The following is a 20,099-nucleotide window of genomic DNA, read 5'->3' as shown; positions in this document are numbered from 1 at the left end:
ATTATAAATGATAGATACAATCTTAGCTTGAACTAAGATGAACTAAGGGCAATTAACCTCTTACTTTAACCGCACCTGTGGAATAAAGTGTGTGGTTGACGCCTGCAATCTTAACGCCTATACGGGCATACATGATCTGCTCGTTCGGTTTCGTAAACGAACTCATATCCGCAGTCAATGTATGGCTACCTGTAGTCAAAGACGGATCTGTTACGTCAATCTTTTTATTGTCCTGATCCACAAATTGAGTTCTGTTTACATACAGGTGTATCGATTCGATATTTTTTCCTGCTGTAATTTGGTCAATATCAAATGTGGCAGTAACAATATTTCCCGACGAGGTAATATTTACGTTCGACAAAATGTAGTAAGGAGTAACAGGGTAATCTACTTCCATGTTTCCTTTTACATTTACAAATACTGTATCGCGGTTGTTGACCCAAGGGCCATGATTATCGCGCGATACTAATTTGTATTCGCCTTTGAATACTTTGGCCGTAAACGATCCTTCTTGATCGATATAGACTTCGATTGGCTCGTACAAGTCATATCCATCTTGCCATAGCTGCATCTGTACCTGACGGTCGGTTCCGCGAACACCGATAGGCTCTCCGTTATACGTCACCTTTCCGGTGAGCGTAATTTTAGGAGGATTATAGTTATCCTTATCGCAACTTGTCAAGAATAATGCTATGAAGCCAAAGATTATTATTGGTATTATAGATCTTTTCATTTTCATATATTTTTATTGTTCGTAAATTATTGATAAGGGTTTTTAACCAATTTCGGGTTCTTATTCAACCAATCCTGGTCGAAGAAATTGTAATAGTTCTGCAATCTGAACTTGCGAGGATATTCAGTTGTGAAAGTCTTAACCTTATCGAAAACCCATTTACCATTCTGAGGATGTGACGCATCGTTAATCTTGTAAGGATAAAGCGAATAGTGTACAGCTTTTTCGTTCGAAACGTTGCCATCCCATATTGTATGCGCTAATCTGAAGCGTTTCAAATCCCAATAACGATGGTTTTCGTATACGAACTCAACACGTCTTTCTTGTACAATATCATCTATCGTAAGAGTCGTGAGCGGGTTGATACCGGCACGCGTTCTCACTTGGTTGATATAACCCAATGCCTGAGGTTGTCCCAATTCTAATGCAGCTTCGGCAGCAATCAATAGCACTTCGGCATAACGGAAACGAACGAACCATACGTCACTTCCACGTCCGATAGTTGCAGCATCTTTGTCTTCGGAAACGAATTTGCGGATATTGAATCCTGTTTTGTTCACATTCTGAGCATCATTCGTAACCGGTCCGTTGATACTGGTTATCAAGCCATAAGTACCATCTATTTCGCCACGGTTTCCTGTTCTTTCTTTCCAAACACCACCGTCCATGTATTTCTGTCCTGCCTGATATTCGATTTTGATATTGCGGAAGTCAGCTCCCGGATATATAATCGTTCCGTACAAGCGAGGATCTTTATTTGCAAAGAGGTCTTCGGCATTTGTATAGTAGATGTAGTTGTTCATAGCATCGCGTATTTTCAACTTCCCGTCACGGTTATTGATATACTCGAAATCTTCAACAACATTCAAGATAGGAGTTACCGCATTTGCCGTACCATCGGCCATTGCAACCGAAGACATATTATCGCGTGTAAATCCGTTGGTTTTACCCGGATAATAATAATCTAATGACCAGATAACTTCCGGATTACCTTTCTTGTTGTTGAAAAGCTCGTAGAAGTTACGTCCTTTATTGGTATTTTCATCATACAAACGGTATGGACCTGTAGTAATTATTTCTTCGGCAGCAGCTAAAGCTTTTGTATAATATCCATTCGCAGCCGAAGCAGCTATACCTACTTCTCCGCCCGGCAATGTGATGCTTGGTGTATGAATAGCATTGTATTTGGCAATAGATCCGGCATAGATTGCAGCACGGGCTTTGAGAGCCAAAGCAGCCCATTTGGTAGCACGCGAAGCGTTATCATCGTCCGGTTTGTTGAAACCGGCCAGATAATAATTTGCGATAGAATCACATTCTGCTATGATATAGTCGTATGTAGCAGCCTCTGTACTACGTGGTATCTGCATAGTAGTAACATCAGTGTTACTTGTCCACTCAAACACGTGATTCTCTACAATAGGCACGCCTCCAAGACCTTTACACATATTGAAATAAGTCCACGCACGGATAAAGCGGGCCTCACCTTCCAGCATCTTACGGTCGTCATCGTCCAGGTCGGTATTATTCAGTGCAGCCTGAGAGCGGCATCCTTGTATGAATACATTAATATCGCGGATCAATCCATAATCCCATACACGCCACCATCCGCCATCGTAGCCGTCCATCCTATTGATACCACCGCTCGAGTAGGCAGCTTCGTCGATAAGAGCGTGTCCGCCATTATCATCGAGGCTCGGTCCCCAGTTAACTCTACCATACAGATTGGCTTTAGCCGAGTTTATCATGCTCACATCGGCGAATACCTGATCGTCTGTATATATCTTATTGGGGCTTTGATCCAAATAGTCGGAGCAACCAGTAGATAAGATAGCTACAGCTAATATTCCTAATATATATTTACTAAATGTTCTCATATCTGTTTTGTTTTGTATTAGAATGTTAAATTGAATCCAATGCTTATCACACGAGTCGTAGGATATTCAATTGCACTATCTTTTGACAACTCAGGATCAATATCTATATCATGCATATTGTCAATACTAAAGAGGTTCTGCATAGAAGTATACACTCTAAAACGTTCTATTCCGATAGGATTCAAAATTTTCTTCGGTAAGCTATAACCTATTTCGAGGTTTCTAAGTTTCAAATAGTTTACATTCTTCAACCAGAAGTCATTTGTTCTATAATTCATGTGATCTGAGTTTCCTGAGAGAGCCATAGGATATTTACCCGGCAAATATTCGCTGTTCGCGTCATGGATATCAGCAAGATGCCATTGGTTGCCTAACATGAACTGCGGGCTGTTACCACCATCATGTAACGGACGTTGTATCTCCCATTGCATCAGGTAAGAAGCATATGTAGAACCACCCCAAGTCATGCTCAGGTCGATGCCTTTGTATTCGAAATCGAAATTAAAGTTGAAGTTCATATACGGAAGTGCTCCCTGACGATAACCGATAGGGCGTTCGTCCATACCGTTGATAGTACCGTCACCATTCGTATCTTTGTAGATAAAGTCTCCCGGACGCATAGTCGAGTTACCTTTACCGTCAATGTCGACAGGATAGTTGGCAATTTGTTCCCAGTTTTTGAACTGACCGATTACCTGATATCCCCAAGCGATATCAGCATATCGTTCGTTCCGTGAATCGCGATATTCTTTCCACGAGTTACCATGGCGAGGTTTGTATTGATGCCAGTTATACTTACGAGAGAACGTAAAGTTACCACCGATACGGTAATTCAAATCTTTCCATGTATCTTTCCAGGTAAGGGAACCTTCGAACCCTTTCAACATTTCCGAGTTCAAGTTTTCTCTTGGAGGCGAGAATCCTGCTTCAGTCGGTACAAGAACGTCCCATTTGTCAGCCGGAAGTCCATCCAGTTTACGGGTAAAGTAGTTGAACTCAGCAGTCAATCGGTGATCCAGGAATGTAGCATCAAATCCGACGTTCATCATTTTAGCTTCGAGCCAAGACAATGTTTTTACCGGAATGCCACGTGCTTTAGAACCGATAACCCATTTTCCGTCAAGGACAGCTCCTCCGTCGTTATAAGTATATCCTCCGAGGAAGTCATATGCACTGTAACCGTCAAATGTATCGTTTCCGACAATACCATACGAGAATTTAGGTTTGAAGTCATTAACTGTTTCTTTCAATGGTTTCCAGAAGTCTTCTTCCGACACACGCCATCCCAATGAAACTGAAGGGAAGAATCCCCAACGGTCATCCTTAGGGAATTTCCACGAACCGTCGTAACGGAAAATAAACTCTGCCAAATACTTGTTTGCGAAATCATAGTTTACACGACCGATAAATCCGGCTCTTGTTTCTTTCGATGCAAGGTTGTCATTAATTTCAGCAACAGTAGTCAAATAAATATTATCGATTGAGTTAGCAGTAGGCCTGTCGCGTATCCAGAAATTCGGACGTTGATGCGATTTGAATTCCCCTCCGGCTACAGCTGCAATCTTGTGGTCTCCAAACTGACGGTTGAAGTCAATCAATAACTGACCGTTCATTTCTTCTACCTTCTCATACTTGCGCTCCATGTATGGATTACTCATCTCATAATTCACCGAATAAGTATCTGTTGCTTTATCATAGTCATAAAGCTTATAAGTATACTCATGGTTAGCCAATTCGAAGTCTGCAAAATAATATCCTCCCAACGCCTTGATGCTGAGACCGTCGATAATTTTATATTCTGCATCGAGGTTCATTTGAACAACACGCCATTTTTCTTTGTATGTACCCGATTTGTCAAAGTTCAACATACCGAAGTTCACGTCTGTTCTATCCGCTGTTCTTGCAGGATAATCAGGGTTGTCATTAGCAAAAGGTCTTTTGGTAGGTAAGTTACGATAGATAGCAAACATAGCTGTCCAGTAGTCATCACCACCCGGAACCCCCGGACGTCTTCTCTTCTCGATACGACCGTTGATCTGACCACCTACTCTGAATTTTTCTGTAATATCTACATTCAAGTTCATTTGCATATTCGTACGGTCGAAATCACCATAATTACGAATAGTTGCTTCTTGATTCGTATTACTCAACGCCAAATAATAAGTCGCTTTATCCGTACCTCCACTCATATTGGCACCGATATACGACTGTGGCGACGTTTTGATAATGTAGTCATACCAATCGAATCCCCTGTAATCCGGATCAGTCCCTTGTTGCCATTTATCCAAATCGGCAGGCGTATAAGTCATTGTATAACCAGGATCATTCGATTTACGAATAACATCAGACTGATACTTTGCTTTCACATAAGTCTCCGTATCTGCCGGTTTAGGGAAACGCGACCATGTCTGCCATCCGTAATTTGCATTTACGTTGATGGTATTCTTAGTATTCTTGCGGCCCGATTTTGTTTTTACTACGACTACACCATTGGCTGCCCTCAATCCATAAATTGCCGCAGATGCGTCTTTTAGTATACTTATCGACTCGATGTCATTGGCGTCGATATTGTTAAACTGGCCTTCGTCTGTCTGAATCCCATCAATTACGAACAAAGGCGTACCCATGTTACGGATATTGATGGAAGTCGTACTTCCCGGACGACCATTCGTCATACGGTTATTCAAACCGACAATCTTACCTGCCAAGGCAGTAGATGTTGTAGAGGCATTGGTAGTCATCAAATCATCGCCACCGATGGCCGAGATAGCACCGGTAATTGATTCTTTTTTCTGAGTACCATAACCGACAACAATCACTTCCTCCAATTCGGACGAAGATTTCATAAACTTAACATTGATTACCGAACGCCCGTTCACAGGCTCTTCTACTGTTTGGTAACCAACATAGGAAAAACGCAAAGACGAACCCGATGGCACTTTCAGGGTATACTTACCATCAATATCGGTCTGTGTCGCCGCTGAGGTCGTTCCTCTCACCGACACAGTAACCCCGATTAGCGGTTCGCCAAACTCGTCCAGTACGGTACCGGACACCTCGATGTCTTCATTAACGATTTCGACTCCGTCTATCCCCGGATTAGAAGGATAGGCAAAAGCCAAAGATGGAGTTAATAGAAAACACATCGCCATAATTAGTTTAAAGTTTCGATTTATTTTCATACTTCAATCTTTAAGGTTATAAAAATTTATAATGGGATTTAGGGATTTGTTATTTTATTATTAGTATTGTTAATATTTCTCAAATCGCAACAGGCAGCGACATAAGAAATCAGACTGGTTTGAAGAAATAAAGCATAGTAATTCCAAGGTTAATACTTTAGTTTTGATTATATTTAAAAATTAAATGCAAGTACTGGTGTGTATCTTTCACAACCCTCGCTTTCAATACCGGATGTAAAAATAAGGGGGCATTATATTCAGAAGTGACATTTTTCATTCTATAAATAGCAGTTTGTAACATTCCGGGCGAAATGAACGAAAATTACAACTTATTGACCACGGTTTACCATTTGCGAAAATAAAGGGGGCTTACCTTTGCTATAACTATAAGGGGAACGGCATTTCTGAATCATCTTCAATTCAACGTACATGAGATATATTGCTATTTTGAAAATAGTTTTCGTACTATTAGCAGCCTTTGCATCTGATGCTTTTGCGAGGGACTATCCGAATTTCAATTTCAAATCATATCAGGTAGATGACGGGCTATCGGAAAATACAGTGCATAGTATACTCCAGGACCGGAAAGGGTTTATGTGGTTCGGCACAAAAGACGGGCTTAATAAATTCGATGGATTCAATTTCAGGGTTTTCAGGAATTCGCCACAAAACCCCCAATCCATCGGGAATAATTACATCCGGGTTATAATAGAAGGGGAAGAAAACGCCCTTTTCTTAGGTACGGACTTAGGCGTCTACAAAATGGATACTAACGAGGAAATATTCGAAGACATCACCCTCGTAATCGACGATGAAGAAGTCAGCCCACAGGTATATTCCCTCCTCAAAGACGACGACTTATTATGGATAGGAACATACAGCGGCAGCATAATCACATACGACACAAAAACCGGAGAATCCCGCAAAATAGAAGTAAACCAGTATGATCTCGAAAAGAATACAATATGGTGCTTCTATAAGGACAAAGCAGGCGCTATCTGGGCAGGGACACGCCTCGGGTTACTCCGCTACAACCGCCAGACCGAACGCTTCGAAGCCGAAAGCAGCCTCTTCAGCCTCGACAACGCCCCATCGAACGAAACCCTTTCCATCGCCGAAGACAAAAGGGGCAATCTGTGGTTAGGTACCTGGGCAAGGGGAATCAGGCTATACAGTAAATACTCGGGCGATTACAAAAACTTCTTCGGGCCCAATTCTCCCGGCTACTACATCAGCCATATCCGCACCCTCTTTTTCTACAATGAGAACACGCTCCTCATCGGATCAGACGACGGATTGTATTCATTCAACATCGAAACGGAAGTATTAACCCGTCTGGACAAGTCCAATTCGGCGCATACCCTCACCGATAAGAACGTCTACTCCATGAAGCAGGATAAGGAAGGGAACATGTGGATAGGCACCTATTTCGGCGGGGTAAATTACCTGAACATGTCTACCATCCCTATCGAATCGTATTATGCCGAAACCACCCAGAATACCCTCTCGGGAAGGGCGATAAGCCAGATGATAGAAGATGACAGGAACAATATATGGATAGCAACCGAAGATGGAGGGCTCAACTATTTCGACACCCGCAAAAGGACATTCACCCAGCCCATACAGACCAGTTACAGCAACATACACGCCTTGCTGTTAGACGACGACGAACTATGGATAGGGACATTCTCACGGGGAATAGATATCTACAACCTCAAGACAAAAAGGCTACGCAACTACCGGAATACCTCGCACATAGCAACCAGCCTCAACGACGACTGCATATTCTCCATATATAAATCGTTCAGCGGCGACATATACGCCGGTACTCCTTTCGGGCTGAACAAATACAACAAAGAGACCGACAATTTCACCCGCATACCGCAAGTATCCGCATTCATATACGACATGAAAGAGGATATTTACGGCAACTTCTGGTTTGCCACCTACGGAGACGGAGTAATCCGCTACAATCGCGAAAGAAAGGAATGGATCTACTACGACGAAATTTTCTCGCCCACCAACCCTATCGTAAACAGCAAACTGACAAGCATATACATCGACAGCCAGAAACAATTGTGGTTCACCAGCGAAGGGCGTGGAATATTCCTCTACGACTACCAAAACGACATCTTCCGCAATTTTTCGGAAATCGACGGCAAATTGCCTAACAATGTGGTATATGGAATTTTAGACGACCTGTCGGGCAACATCTGGCTGAGTTGCAATAAAGGAATTTTGTATTACAACAGGTACAAACCAGAGGATAACAAACTGTACACCAAGCAAGACGGTTTGCAAAGCAACGAATTTAACTATAAATCGAGCCTGCGCACCAAAGACGGAAAATTCTATTTCGGAGGGATAAACGGGATAACCTGTTTCTATCCGCAGGATTTAAGCGAAAAAAGAAACGAAGCAATACCCGACGTCAGGATAACCGATTTCACCCTGCTGGATGACGAAGATAAAAAGCTCAGCAAAAAGATTATGTTCTCCATCAACAAAGAAGAGAACATCACCCTGCCATACAACAAATCGTCGTTTATCATATCCTTTGCCAGCCTGAGTTATGTCAGTCCGGCGAAAAACTTGTATGCATACAAGCTCGAAGGGGTAGACAATGACTGGAATTATATAAATAATAACAATTCGGTAACATATATTAACCTTCCGCCGGGAGTCTACAAATTTCGCATCAAAGCATCCAACAACGACGAACTATGGAACAATGACGGCGTAGAAATCAACATAGAAGTACAGCCGCCTTTCTGGCTTTCTATACCGGCCAAACTGCTCTATTTTGTCGTAATATGTGTTATTATTTATCTGGCCGTACACTTCTACCAGAAAAGAAACAAGATCAAACAAAAATACCAGCTGGAGGCATTCAAGTCGGAACAGGAGAAGATATCATTCCAATCCAAGATTACCTTCTTCACCAACATTGCGCATGAAGTGCGCACCCCGCTGAGCCTGATAAAAGCTCCGTTGGAAGAAATTATATTGTCCGAAGGGCGCGAGCTGCAACCCAACCTCTCGATAATAGAGAAGAATTGCAACCGACTGTCCGACCTTATCAACCAGCTGTTGGACTTCCGGAAAATGGAATCGACAGCCTATATAGTCAGCCCTGCCCGGATAGATATGAACGCCCTGATTACAGAGATACACGAGCGCTTCTCGAAAACAGCCTCGAAAAAGAAAATAGAGTTGCGTCTGGTGCTTCCTCCTGCCGACAAGGTAGAAGCCATAACCGACCCCGAAGCAGTCACCAAGGTTATCAGTAACCTGCTGACCAATGCCCTGAAGTTTACGAATAACAAGATAATACTGCGATTGAAAAACGACAACGACAAATACACCGTAGAAATAGAGGATAACGGTATAGGTGTCGCCGATAATATGAAGAAGCTGATATTCGATCCGTTCTTTCAGGTGCAGCAAGCAAAGAGCCATTCCGGCACAGGCATCGGATTAGCGCTTGTGAAGCATCTGACCGAACTGCTGCATGGAAGTATCAACGTTTTCGATTCGCCTAAAGGGGGCGCGAAATTTGTCTTTTCGTTCGAGAACTTAGTCTTATCCACTACTCAAAAAGAGGTAATCATAGAAGAAGAATCGCTAAAAGCAGAAGAAGAGGTAAGCGCAGACAAAGGGAAGCAAATATCCATCCTGATTGTAGACGACAACGAAGAAATGCTCGAATTCCTCACCAGTTCGCTCGAGGGCGAATACAGAATAAAAGCAGCCACCAATGCGATGGAAGGTTTGCTGCAACTGAATGAGGTAGGATACGATCTCGTCATCACCGACATTATGATGCCCGAGGTTGACGGCATTTCGTTTGTGAAGCGGATAAGAGAAGATCAGAACTACAGCCACATCCCGGTCGTGCTATTGTCTGCCAAGACGGAGACAAGCGTCAAAATAGAAGGACTGAAATCGGGTGCGGATGTATTTGTCGAGAAACCATTCTCCATATCCTATCTGAAAGCGCAGATAAAGACTTTGCTGCAAAACAGGCAGGCGGTAATGGAAAAATTCAAGGAATCGCCGTTCGCGCCTTACTCCGGGCTATCGAACAATAAAAAGGACATCGAATTCCTGAACAAACTGAACGAAGAGATAGAAAAGAATATTGCCGACGTCAACTTCAGCATCGAATCGCTCACCTCCACGCTGTTCATCAGCCGATCGAACCTGCAACGGAAGCTGAAAGCGATTTGCAATGTCACGCCGGGCGACTATCTGCGTACATACCGCTTGAAGAAATCGTGTAAGCTACTGATAGAAACGGATATGCGCATCAATGAGGTAGCCTATGCCGTCGGATTCAACTCGTCCTCATACTTTACCAAAAGCTTCTTCCGCCAGTTCAACGTACTGCCGAAAGACTTTGTGGCGAAATACAAAGACCAAGATATAAGCGAAGAAGAAGACGGGAACATATAAACAACAGGGTATCAGACAAAAGAATGTAGAGAACTGATTCATAGAATCAATTCTCTACATAGATAAAACCAAACCTCTAATTGCTCTATTTCCCTGAATTAGCCTTACCTTTTTCTACATAACTCAAATCGCCGAAAGACTCGAGTGTAAACTTCCCATCTTTATATATAACCTTGCACACAGCAGCATTGCCCATGTGTCCGGCATCGGGTTTCTTACCGTAACTATCTAAATCCGAAAGGAATATACCGATAGACATACCATGACCTACCATCAGGATGTTGCCGCCGCCGTTAGCCGCCTCTTTTTCGGCTATTTCGCGTATAGCTTTCTGCCCGCGGGCTTTCACCTCGTCATAGCTCTCCCCTATTCCCAACGTTTCCAATGCTTTAAAAGAGTCTACCATATCTTTCAGTGTAGTCGGATCTTTCTCCAGTTCCACCATCATTTCCTTGTAAGATTTGTAGTGAAGATAGAGCGCCGCATCGTTCCACATGCGCGTGTTATATTCGCCTTCGTAGCTTCCGAAATTTGTTTCGCGTATCTGGGGAACTTCGTTCAGTTTCAGATTCGTTTGTCCCTTAGCATCCAACACAATGCGTGCGGTCTGGCGGGCACGTCCCAAGTCGCTCGAATAAGCCGCTTTGAAGTCTATTCCTTCGGCTTTGAGCCCTGCACCTAAATATTCGGCAACCTCCACACCGGCAGGCGTAAGAGGCGTATCAGCCCATCCCTGCACACGATCCATCGTATTCAGAATCGTTTTTCCGTGACGGGTAATATACAACACCACCGTATTGTCTTTCGATTTAGACTTAGCACTTTTCTTCTGCGCAAACGAAGATGGCACAACAGCCAATAGAGCCACAAGGACTAATAATATATTCTTTTTCATACTACTTTATTTTTTAGTTATAAATTACATACTTCATATTATTTATGCGAATCAATAGTTGCTTCTATACTCCCCCAAAAAAGCCTCTAATGTGTCGCTTTCTTGCACCACTTTTTGTACCGGTTTTTTCAATCAAAACACACGTAAGGCCATATATACCAACGAATTATTTTTTATTTCCGGTACAAAAAACAGCGTTTTATTAGTGTGGTTACTTTTCTTGTAACTTGTAACTGTGCAAAGCACGTAGTAACCCGTAACTAAACATAGATAAATCTACAAGTAGAATGCAACGATTAATTCACACTATTTTTTAAATATCAGCATCACCGGATAATGGTCGGAATAGACATCCGTAAAATCATCCTTGATAATTTCGCATTTCACTACATCCTTCTGCATATTTTTGCTCACATACAGATAGTCGTAGCGCAGCGGGTGCTTCGACTGGTCGTAGAACAACTTAGTCGGCGCAGACGGCACAAATTGCGGATAGAACATCTTGAAAGCATCCACAAAGCCAAAATCGAGAATCCTTTGCTGAATGGTATAATCCAGCTCGTCGTCCTTGCCTAAATTCTTGTTATGCGGGCGTTTTTTCCTGTCTTCGCGGATAAAGTCGCGCAGCAGGTTGTTGTCGTACTCGCTTCTGTCGAGCGGCGACACGGAGTTCAAGTCTCCCATCAACAGCCATTTCCAGCCGGCAGGCTTCGATTTCACCGTTGCCAGTATCTGGTCTATCTCATACCCTCTTTTCTCGGACGAGAAAGGATGGAAATGCGTCACTACAAAGTGGAATCCCTCGATTTCGGCTGTGATGAAGCCATGCGAAGCATTCTCGACCGTGCGCGTCACATTCACAATCGGATATTTGGACGTAATGGCTACAGGAAAACTGATAGAGCCGTCGGGCGCAGGTTCGCGAACGATGTACACATAAGGATGCCCGTAACTTTCCGCCAGCTTTTGCAGATTATTCGGGTTCGAACCTTTCGGTGCAAATTCGGGATTCTGCGCTGTAAAGCCATTCATCTCCTGCAAGGCGATAATATCCGGATCTTGCTGCCGTATCCATTCGGCAAATTTCGACTTGTTTTCGGTCGAATCCTGACGCATCCCCCAGTAAACGTTATAACTGATCAGCTTGAATGTCTTCTTCTCTTGTGCTGCCACATCCGGCGCAAACAGCGAACAAAGCAGCAGGAAGGATAATATTTTAAATGTCTTTTTCATGGTATTTCCAGTTTTTTTAAGTGACTAAGCCATCTTTTTTTAGAAAGCGGGGCAGGACGCGCTCGTCGCTGCCCTCGCTTGCAAAAGACTCGTTATTTATCACAAAGCGTATTCGCTGATTAGAATTTAATTTTTGTCTTGAACTCCAATGTAAACGGACGGATATACGTTCCCACCAACGGCTTGTCATACAACAGTTGAGCTCCGGCCGCATCGGTTGTGTTAGTACCCGAGATAGAACCTTGTGCACCACTCTGATTCAAGAGGTTAACAGCACTGATTGAAAAGTCTACGTTTTTGTCATATTTATAATTCAAACCTGCAAATGTCTCCCAGCGGTCTTTGAATATCAATGTATTAGGATAGTTAGCATATTCCTTGCTGAAATAGCGTGCACTTGCCCATACTTTGAACTTACCGAATGAATAGCTCGGGTCGATTTCGATAATTGTTTTAGATACACTACGAGCCACATTACCGTTATTGTTCACCGATTCGGAATAGGTAGACGTATATCCGGGAACCGTTTTATCATCAGCGTAATTAATTGTCATTGCATAATTTTTGTACTTAGGATTCTGCAATGTAAGCAACAGGTGCAACTGGAATCCTTTGAACGGCGTGATAAGCATGTCTGTTGTCCATCCGATTGTGCTCACATCGTAACTACTTGTCTGCTTGGTTGTAGCAGAGAATGTTCTGCCCGGATAAGCCGCATCCTGCCACATAGCATTGAATGTAGAGTTATTCTTGAAGTTGGTACGCTCGATTTTTGTAAACTTCGATACCAAGCTAATCATAGGATGATTGAAGTACACTCCGGCAGAGAATCCCGGTATTTCGCACTTTTCGATACCCGGATCGTCAGCACCTGCATAAGCGCTCAACTTGCCGGCTTGTTGCAAATAGTATCCGTCGAACAAGAACCCGAAATTGTCAAAAGCTTTATAAGTCAGGTTGGCTGTTCCGCTCAGATTCCACCAGTCTTTCTTCACATCCGTCGTATTGCCCGATAACCATGTCGAATTAGGAGCTGCCGCTCTGTCAGCCGCCGAATACCAGTCTCCGTCTACGCGTTGCCATTCGATACGTGCACCCGCATTCAGAGAGAGCTTTTTGTTGATTTCCCATTTTTCGCTACCTACCAATGCCATTTTGTTGTCCATACCATTGTAATATTGCAAAGCGGCATTGTGGTTTCTTGTACCGTACTGATCCGTTTTCGAGATCCAGTTTGTACCGTCAAATTCCTGATAAGTCAACATTTTAGGATTAGGAGCAACTTCGAACTGATAGTTGTATGTCGCCGAAGTAACCTTATTCGCATCGTAGAACCAATTGTGGAAACCAACCATCCAATGATGTTTTTCCGATTTCTTACTTAGTTCGAAACGAGCCATTATGGTATTTTTCTCAGTTCTCGGCGAGAATATCATCATACCCCCTTGCACATATCCGGTATACGGAGCATCGGGATTGTCGGCATAGAAGTAGCGTTTGTCGCCCACATTCGGTGTTGACGAAGGGCTTGCAGCCGTGCTTATACTTGTCAGATAAGGATTATAGAAACCTGACTTGGCATAGTGGTAACGTACGGTGTAGTCGAGTACCATGTCATTATCAAACTTATGATCCCCCATCAGGTCGAACACATGCGATGTACTTCCGCCACTGCTCATAGCATCCCAGTCGACAGCATTGCCGGTCAATGGGTCTATAGTATGTATTCTTCCCGATTGCTCCAAGTAAGAATCGCGTCCGATACGGAATCCCGGAAGAGCATCTACGCTACCGTCCTTGCGATAGATATACGGGCTCTGCTTTGTAGAGATACTTTCGCTGTATGCATATTTATATTGCAAACCAATCTGCCCTTTCGCATATTTCTTGTTTATCACACCTTTGTAAACCTGTGTTTTGTCGAGGAATTGCGAAATATTGGAATTAAATGTTCCCGGATCGAAGTTGAGGAATGCAGTAGCCGAATAGTACCAGCCCTTTTTCAGTGGTCCGCTGATGCTGACATCGCCACGAAGCAATCCGAATGAATTGGTCGTAAAAGTTGCCGCACCTTTCGTTTTCTCTGTACCCCTGTTGCTCCAGGTACTGACCGAGACACCCACATCGCTCGCCAACAAAGCCGTTTCGGATACGTTCAACACCTTAAATTTGGAGATACCATTATCCTGCCGCCAGACAGCAGTCGGCATCTGTCCCATATAATCATACGTCACAGGCAAACCGTTCTCTAATATAACTGTTCCACCCACACTCTTAGGCAGTCCGATATTTACATCACGGGGGCCGTTGTCTGCCGAAGCATTCAACATCACATTCGTCGTTTCGCCGGCTTTAGGAGCAGAAACCTTTACGGTATCCTGTTTCACTGTTTCCTGAGCCAGAACTGTCGTTACTCCCATCGTGGAAATTAACGCAAGAGATAAAACGCTAAATAATTTCTTCTTCATAGCTAATTCAAGTGTTTTTAAATAAGGTTATTGGTTATCTGATTTTATATCTCTCGGTACGGGCATCTTTGATAACTCCTTGCCAATTGAGCCCGAATCCAAAGTTATATACATTTCCTTCTGTATCTCTATGACATTCCATGTCATACGGCACATCTTCGTATTGTTTTTCGACAGTACTCATGTCAGCCGGCATCTGCACAGGCAATAGCCCCGATGGTTCGTACTTGCCCGATACAATATCCAGCACCGATTGCTCCGAACTTCCAAAGCGGACAATGATACCGTCCATTTCTTTTTCGAATTCGTTGAATATCATCGGATTGGTAACATCCACCACTGCTATCACCGGTTTTGTCCCCATCATATCACGTGCACGAAGCAGCACTTCCAGGTCGTTGGCATTGGACGTACGCGAAGTTTTACCTTTGTACGAACGGTCGGTTATCGTAGGATCTACCACCGGATCGCCTGCGGCAATGCTATGTGTACGTGCATCGGTTGCGGTATATGGACTATATTGCAACGAGATAGGAATGTAGCCGTTGCCTCCTGCATGCCGATCGGCTGCCGAATAGCCATTATGCTCGCTTTTCGGGTTGAGGACGAATACCAGTGCAAAGTCGGCCTTGTGCGGATCGGTTGTCACATCATAATATTGCTTCACCACGTCCAAATCTACCGGATAATCCAGCGACGATTCGCTCCACACTCCCCACCAGTTGGTGGTAGCCGGCGTATATGTTTTAGGGATATATACCGTTTTGCGCTCTTTCACCGGCAACACCTGCTGTTTGTTTTTCAACAGTACAGTCGATTTCAACTGCGCTTCGTATCCGGCTTTCATGTATTCTTCGTTTCCGACAACACGCATACTTTCGGCAGGATCGAGGTATGGATTTTCGAACAAGCCTAAGCGGAATATATTTCTCAACAGACGCACAGCAGACTGCTCGAAACGTTTGCGCATATATTCTTCGCCAAATTCCTGCACACCCATCTGGTAAGCTTCGAGAACCGGCTGTTTATCGTTATTTCCTCCGAATTGATCGACTCCGGCCTTGATGACAAAATAATGTCTTTCGGCAACGGTTTTAGCCTCAACACCCCAAGGTTTTCCGGCAAAATCGCCCGGAGTTTTACCTTCGTCAGCAGTTATCAGCCAGTCGGTACACACCACCTCGTCGTATCCGTATTTCTCTCTCAACAAGTCGGTTACGATATATTTACTGAATCCATTAGCATAATTTGTTCCATCCGGCGATTGGCCATAAGAAATGGTGTAGTATGGCATAACAGCCGAAGCTATCTTTGTCTTGCCATTCAGTTTGAAAGCGCCTTCGGTAAAAGGTTTCAGGTGCTCGTCGAAGTTCTTGCCCGGATATACGGCAAACTTACCCGAAGCCCAGTGTGCATCGCGTCCGCTTTCTTCGGGACCTCCGCTCGGCCAGTGTTTCACCATGGCGTTCACGCTTTTGTAGCCCCATCCGTCGGCTATTTCGTCTTCGCCTTCCGATGTCTGGAATCCGTCGACATAGGCACGCCCCATATCGGTCACAAGTTCAGTCCCTTCACCGAAAGTCATCCCAAAACGGAACCACCGCGGTTCGGTAGCCAAATCTATCTGCGGCGAAAGGGCTGTTGTAATCCCTAATGCACGGTATTCGGCCGATGCTACTTCGCCAAACTGTTTCACGACTTCGGGCTCGAAAGTAGCCGCTAATCCCAATTCGCGAGGCCACTCGGAAATCTTGCTTCCTCCGGCATTAAATTCAGCTCTCGTCGTCACCGAATGGCGAGGATCGGAACTTGTGTTGCCCGGTATCCCCCAATCCAGTCCTTCCAGATATACCTGCACATTATTATTCCATCTGGCAGCAACCTCTGCGCTTTGGATGTTCATTATCAATATATGCCGGAGATTGTCTTCTTTCAGGAATTTTTTCTGATCGTCGGTCAAATCCCACGGAGCTGCCCCACTCTCGTTGAATGGTTTACCATTATAGGTACTCGCACCAAAACCCTCTGCCGGGGCAGGCAATATCTGATGCACACTATAAAGCATGAGTCCGGCTATTTGATCGACAGACATTTTAGATGCCAAATCCTTGGCTCTTTCGTCGGCTGACAGTCGCCAGTCTTCGTACTTGTCGAGCTCGCCATTCTTATTCAGGTCTTTGAAGCTGAATCCGTCAACTTCGAGAATACTCACCCCCGACGAAGGCGAATAGCCTAAAGTAGCCCCTCCTTCATTGTGGACTGTCACAAATTCGGCTGAAGTTTTAGCAGGTTCAGTACATTGTAGACTAAACGCTCCTAACAGTAATATTGGAATATATTTTTTCATGATATAGGGTATAATTATGCGTTACTATGACGCAAATATATTCATTGAATTTGAAAAACAAACAAAAATATGCGTAAAAAAGACGCATTTATGTTTTACAACATATTTTATGCGTGAAATAGACGCATCAATTAAAAAGAGGATTCTATTATATTTAGTATCTTTGCAGTATAAAGCACACAACGTTTGATATAGAAAATGAAAAAAGATAATTTTGATTATTACTACAAAGAAGAAGATATACACCCGGGATTTTCGGTAGACTGTGTGATATTCAGCTTCCATAAGCGGAAATTACAGGTATTGCTGAGAAAATTCGCATTAGAAGATTACTGGTCTTTGCTCGGAGGATTTATGTACAACCACGAGGATTCCGAACAAGCAGCTTACCGCATTCTGGAACATCATACGGGCACAAGGAATATGTTCCTCCGCCAGTTTCATTTGTTCAGCGACCCGACGCGAACGGATATGGAGCAAAACAAGAATTACATAAACAGGAATGCCTCTTCGGAAGAGGAAGGAAAATGGCTTTTAAGAAGGTTCATTACGATGGGATATTACGCATTAGTCAAATACGACAACGTCAAACTATCTGCCGCTCCCGACGAATCATTGAAATGGTACGACATCCAGAAGCTGCCTCATTTGCAGTCCGACCACGAAAACATCATAAAGACAGCGTTGAAAACCATCCGTGCCATGCTGCCTGTCATCCCCATCGGATACGAGTTGCTGCCCGAGAAATTCACCATGACCGAACTGCGCAAGATATACGAAATCATCATGGAAAAGGAATTCGATAGGCGAAACTTCCAGCGGAAGATATTATCCGAAGGCTCGGTGGTACAGTTGGACGAGACGGTGAGCGGCAAGACGTATAACCCTCCCATCCTTTATTCTTTCCGTGCGCCCGACATGGATAAGGAACTGCTCTAAAACTACCTCATTTAACAATATTTATAGAAATATATCGACAGAAATAATACATATATTTTTCAGATTTATATACAAAATACTACTTTTATCATCAAGTGATTCAGGTAGGTCTGTAAAAAAGTGCGAGGGAGCCTACAATAGAATAAATGATTATACTCCTGATAAGGTAGTCGAGTAGAAAATATGTTAAATGTTGATTCCACAGCATAAGGCATATATTTAAGTACCCTTTTAATTACCGGATTTTCTACAAAGCAGAGGCAATATTACAATATACAGACTGCTCGGAGTCGCAACTATAAAAGATTGGAACGCTGTGCATTTTGCATCCGATACGGGATGCCGTAACCGGCGATCGCATAAGGACAGAAAAAAAATAGAAACAACTTAAACGAAATACCATTTTCAACAATCAGTAATAAACAACATCATCAGACAAGTTATGTTAAAAAAAGTCAGAACCTTTACGGCTGCTATATTCTTCCTACTGATAACGCTCCTATTCCTCGATTTCACAGGAATATTGCATCATTGGTTTGGATGGATGGCCAAAGTACAACTCATCCCCGCCATACTCGCTGTCAATGTTGCAGTTATCGTAGGCCTTGTCGTTCTCACGCTCATCTTCGGGCGGATATACTGCTCGGTCATCTGTCCGTTGGGCGTATTTCAGGATGGAATATCCAACCTGTCGGCAAGGAGAAAAAAGAAAAAGAACCGTTTCCGCTACTCATCCGCCAAATCGTGGCTGCGCTATGGCGTAGCAGCACTCTTTGTTGTGGCTCTCCTATTCAACGTGAGCGCTGTTGTTTCCATCCTCGACCCATATGCGGCATACGGGCGCATAGCCTCTAACCTGTTGGCACCTATCTATCGCACAGGCAACAACCTGCTGGCTGCCGCCGCGGAGCATGCCGACAGCTACGCATTCTATTCGACCGACGTATGGATAAAAAGCTGGATAATATTCGGCGTGGCAGTAGCTACACTGATAGCCGTGGGAATACTCGCATGGCGGCACGGACGCACCTATTGCAATACGATCTGTCCCGTGGGTACAATTCTCGGCTTCCTGTCGAGATTCTCCTTCTTCCGGCTGACATTCGTAGAAGATAAATGTACCAAATGCCGGGCGTGCGAACGGAATTGCAAAGCATCGTGCATCGACTCGAAGAATATGACTATCGACCATAGCCGCTGCGTGACCTGCTTCAACTGCATCGATAAATGTAAGTCGGGCGCCATAAAATATGCTCCTGTCAAACTGGGCAGCAAAAAAGCGGCAACAGAGCAAACCACCGCCTCAAACACGTCGAATATAGAGCACAACGACGATGGCCTTTCGCGCCGTAGCCTGTTGGCACTATTGGGGACGCTCGCCGTAAGCAGCACAATCAAAGCGCAGCAATTGCATGTCGACGGCGGATTGGCCGAAATAGAGGAAAAGAAAATCCCCGACCGAAAAACGCCTATCGTCCCGCCGGGTGCATTGAGTGCCAAAAATATGAAAGACCATTGCACAGCCTGCCAGCTATGCGTGTCGGCGTGCCCTAACAATATATTAGTCCCTTCGAGCAAGTTGGAGACATTCATGCAGCCCGAAATAACCTACGAGGAAGGCTATTGCCGCCCCGAGTGTGTCGAATGTTCGCAGGTATGCCCCACAAGCGCCATCAAGCCTATCACCGCCGCCGACAAGTCAGCCCTGTCTATCGGCATTGCCGTATGGATAAAAGACAATTGTGTGGTCAACAGGGACGAAATACAATGTACCAATTGCGAACGTCATTGCCCGACAGGCGCTATTACGCTGATTAAGCGCGATCCCGACAATGAAAAGTCGCTGAAAATACCGGTTATCAACAACGAACTCTGCATCGGGTGCGGGGCTTGCGAAAACCTGTGCCCTGCACGGCCGTTCAGCGCGATATATGTAGAAGGTAATGTTAGACATCACGCAGTTTAAATGA

General features: G+C 44.1%; 10 protein-coding genes. 3 read left to right on the top strand and 7 right to left on the bottom strand.

Annotated elements, in window-relative coordinates:
* Nucleotides 1-52 precede the first annotated feature (52 nt).
* The 3 genes from D0T66_RS14570 to D0T66_RS14560 are packed head-to-tail and all read right to left on the bottom strand — an operon-like array spanning nt 53 to nt 5,756.
* Nucleotides 53-733, bottom strand: coding sequence for a DUF3823 domain-containing protein (locus D0T66_RS14570; protein ID WP_163358041.1), 681 nt, complete (start codon nt 731-733; stop codon nt 53-55).
* A 26-nt stretch (nt 734-759) separates the two neighbouring features.
* The gene (locus D0T66_RS14565) at nt 760-2,610 is read right to left on the bottom strand and encodes a RagB/SusD family nutrient uptake outer membrane protein (protein WP_163358040.1); all 1,851 of its coding nucleotides are present in this window, start codon (nt 2,608-2,610) and stop codon (nt 760-762) included.
* 17 nt (nt 2,611-2,627) lie between these two features.
* Nucleotides 2,628-5,756, bottom strand: coding sequence for a TonB-dependent receptor (locus D0T66_RS14560; RefSeq protein ID WP_255489837.1), 3,129 nt, complete (start codon nt 5,754-5,756; stop codon nt 2,628-2,630).
* Between the two features lie 465 nt (nt 5,757-6,221).
* Here D0T66_RS14560 and D0T66_RS14555 point away from each other — a divergent pair, with 465 nt between their 5' ends.
* Nucleotides 6,222-10,247, top strand: coding sequence for a hybrid sensor histidine kinase/response regulator transcription factor (locus D0T66_RS14555; protein WP_221412236.1), 4,026 nt, complete (start codon nt 6,222-6,224; stop codon nt 10,245-10,247).
* Between the two features lie 85 nt (nt 10,248-10,332).
* Here the strand turns inward: D0T66_RS14555 and D0T66_RS14550 are convergent, their stop codons facing one another.
* The 4 genes from D0T66_RS14550 to D0T66_RS14535 form a co-directional block, all read right to left on the bottom strand.
* Entirely contained in the window at nt 10,333-11,142 is an 810-nt protein-coding gene (locus tag D0T66_RS14550) for a histidine phosphatase family protein (protein ID WP_163358039.1), read from the bottom strand.
* A 306-nt stretch (nt 11,143-11,448) separates the two neighbouring features.
* The gene (locus D0T66_RS14545; protein ID WP_163358038.1) at nt 11,449-12,375 is read right to left on the bottom strand and encodes an endonuclease/exonuclease/phosphatase family protein; all 927 of its coding nucleotides are present in this window, start codon (nt 12,373-12,375) and stop codon (nt 11,449-11,451) included.
* A 119-nt stretch (nt 12,376-12,494) separates the two neighbouring features.
* Nucleotides 12,495-14,843 (bottom strand): TonB-dependent receptor, encoded by a 2,349-nt coding sequence (locus tag D0T66_RS14540; protein WP_163358037.1) that lies wholly within the window; start codon nt 14,841-14,843, stop codon nt 12,495-12,497.
* A gap of 34 nt (nt 14,844-14,877) precedes the next feature.
* The gene (locus D0T66_RS14535) at nt 14,878-17,190 is read right to left on the bottom strand and encodes a glycoside hydrolase family 3 N-terminal domain-containing protein (protein ID WP_163358036.1); all 2,313 of its coding nucleotides are present in this window, start codon (nt 17,188-17,190) and stop codon (nt 14,878-14,880) included.
* Nucleotides 17,191-17,388: 198 nt separating this feature from the next.
* Between D0T66_RS14535 and D0T66_RS14530 the strand changes: the two genes are divergently transcribed.
* Both D0T66_RS14530 and D0T66_RS14525 read left to right on the top strand, forming a co-directional pair.
* Nucleotides 17,389-18,129, top strand: coding sequence for an NUDIX domain-containing protein (locus D0T66_RS14530; RefSeq protein ID WP_163358035.1), 741 nt, complete (start codon nt 17,389-17,391; stop codon nt 18,127-18,129).
* A 442-nt stretch (nt 18,130-18,571) separates the two neighbouring features.
* Nucleotides 18,572-20,095, top strand: coding sequence for a 4Fe-4S binding protein (locus tag D0T66_RS14525; RefSeq protein WP_163358034.1), 1,524 nt, complete (start codon nt 18,572-18,574; stop codon nt 20,093-20,095).
* Nucleotides 20,096-20,099 lie beyond the last annotated feature (4 nt).

This window comes from Dysgonomonas sp. 25 (assembly GCF_010501075.1).
Lineage (GTDB): Bacteria > Bacteroidota > Bacteroidia > Bacteroidales > Dysgonomonadaceae > Dysgonomonas.
Note: the sequence above shows the minus strand (reverse complement) of the source record. Positions and strands in the feature narration are given on the sequence as shown.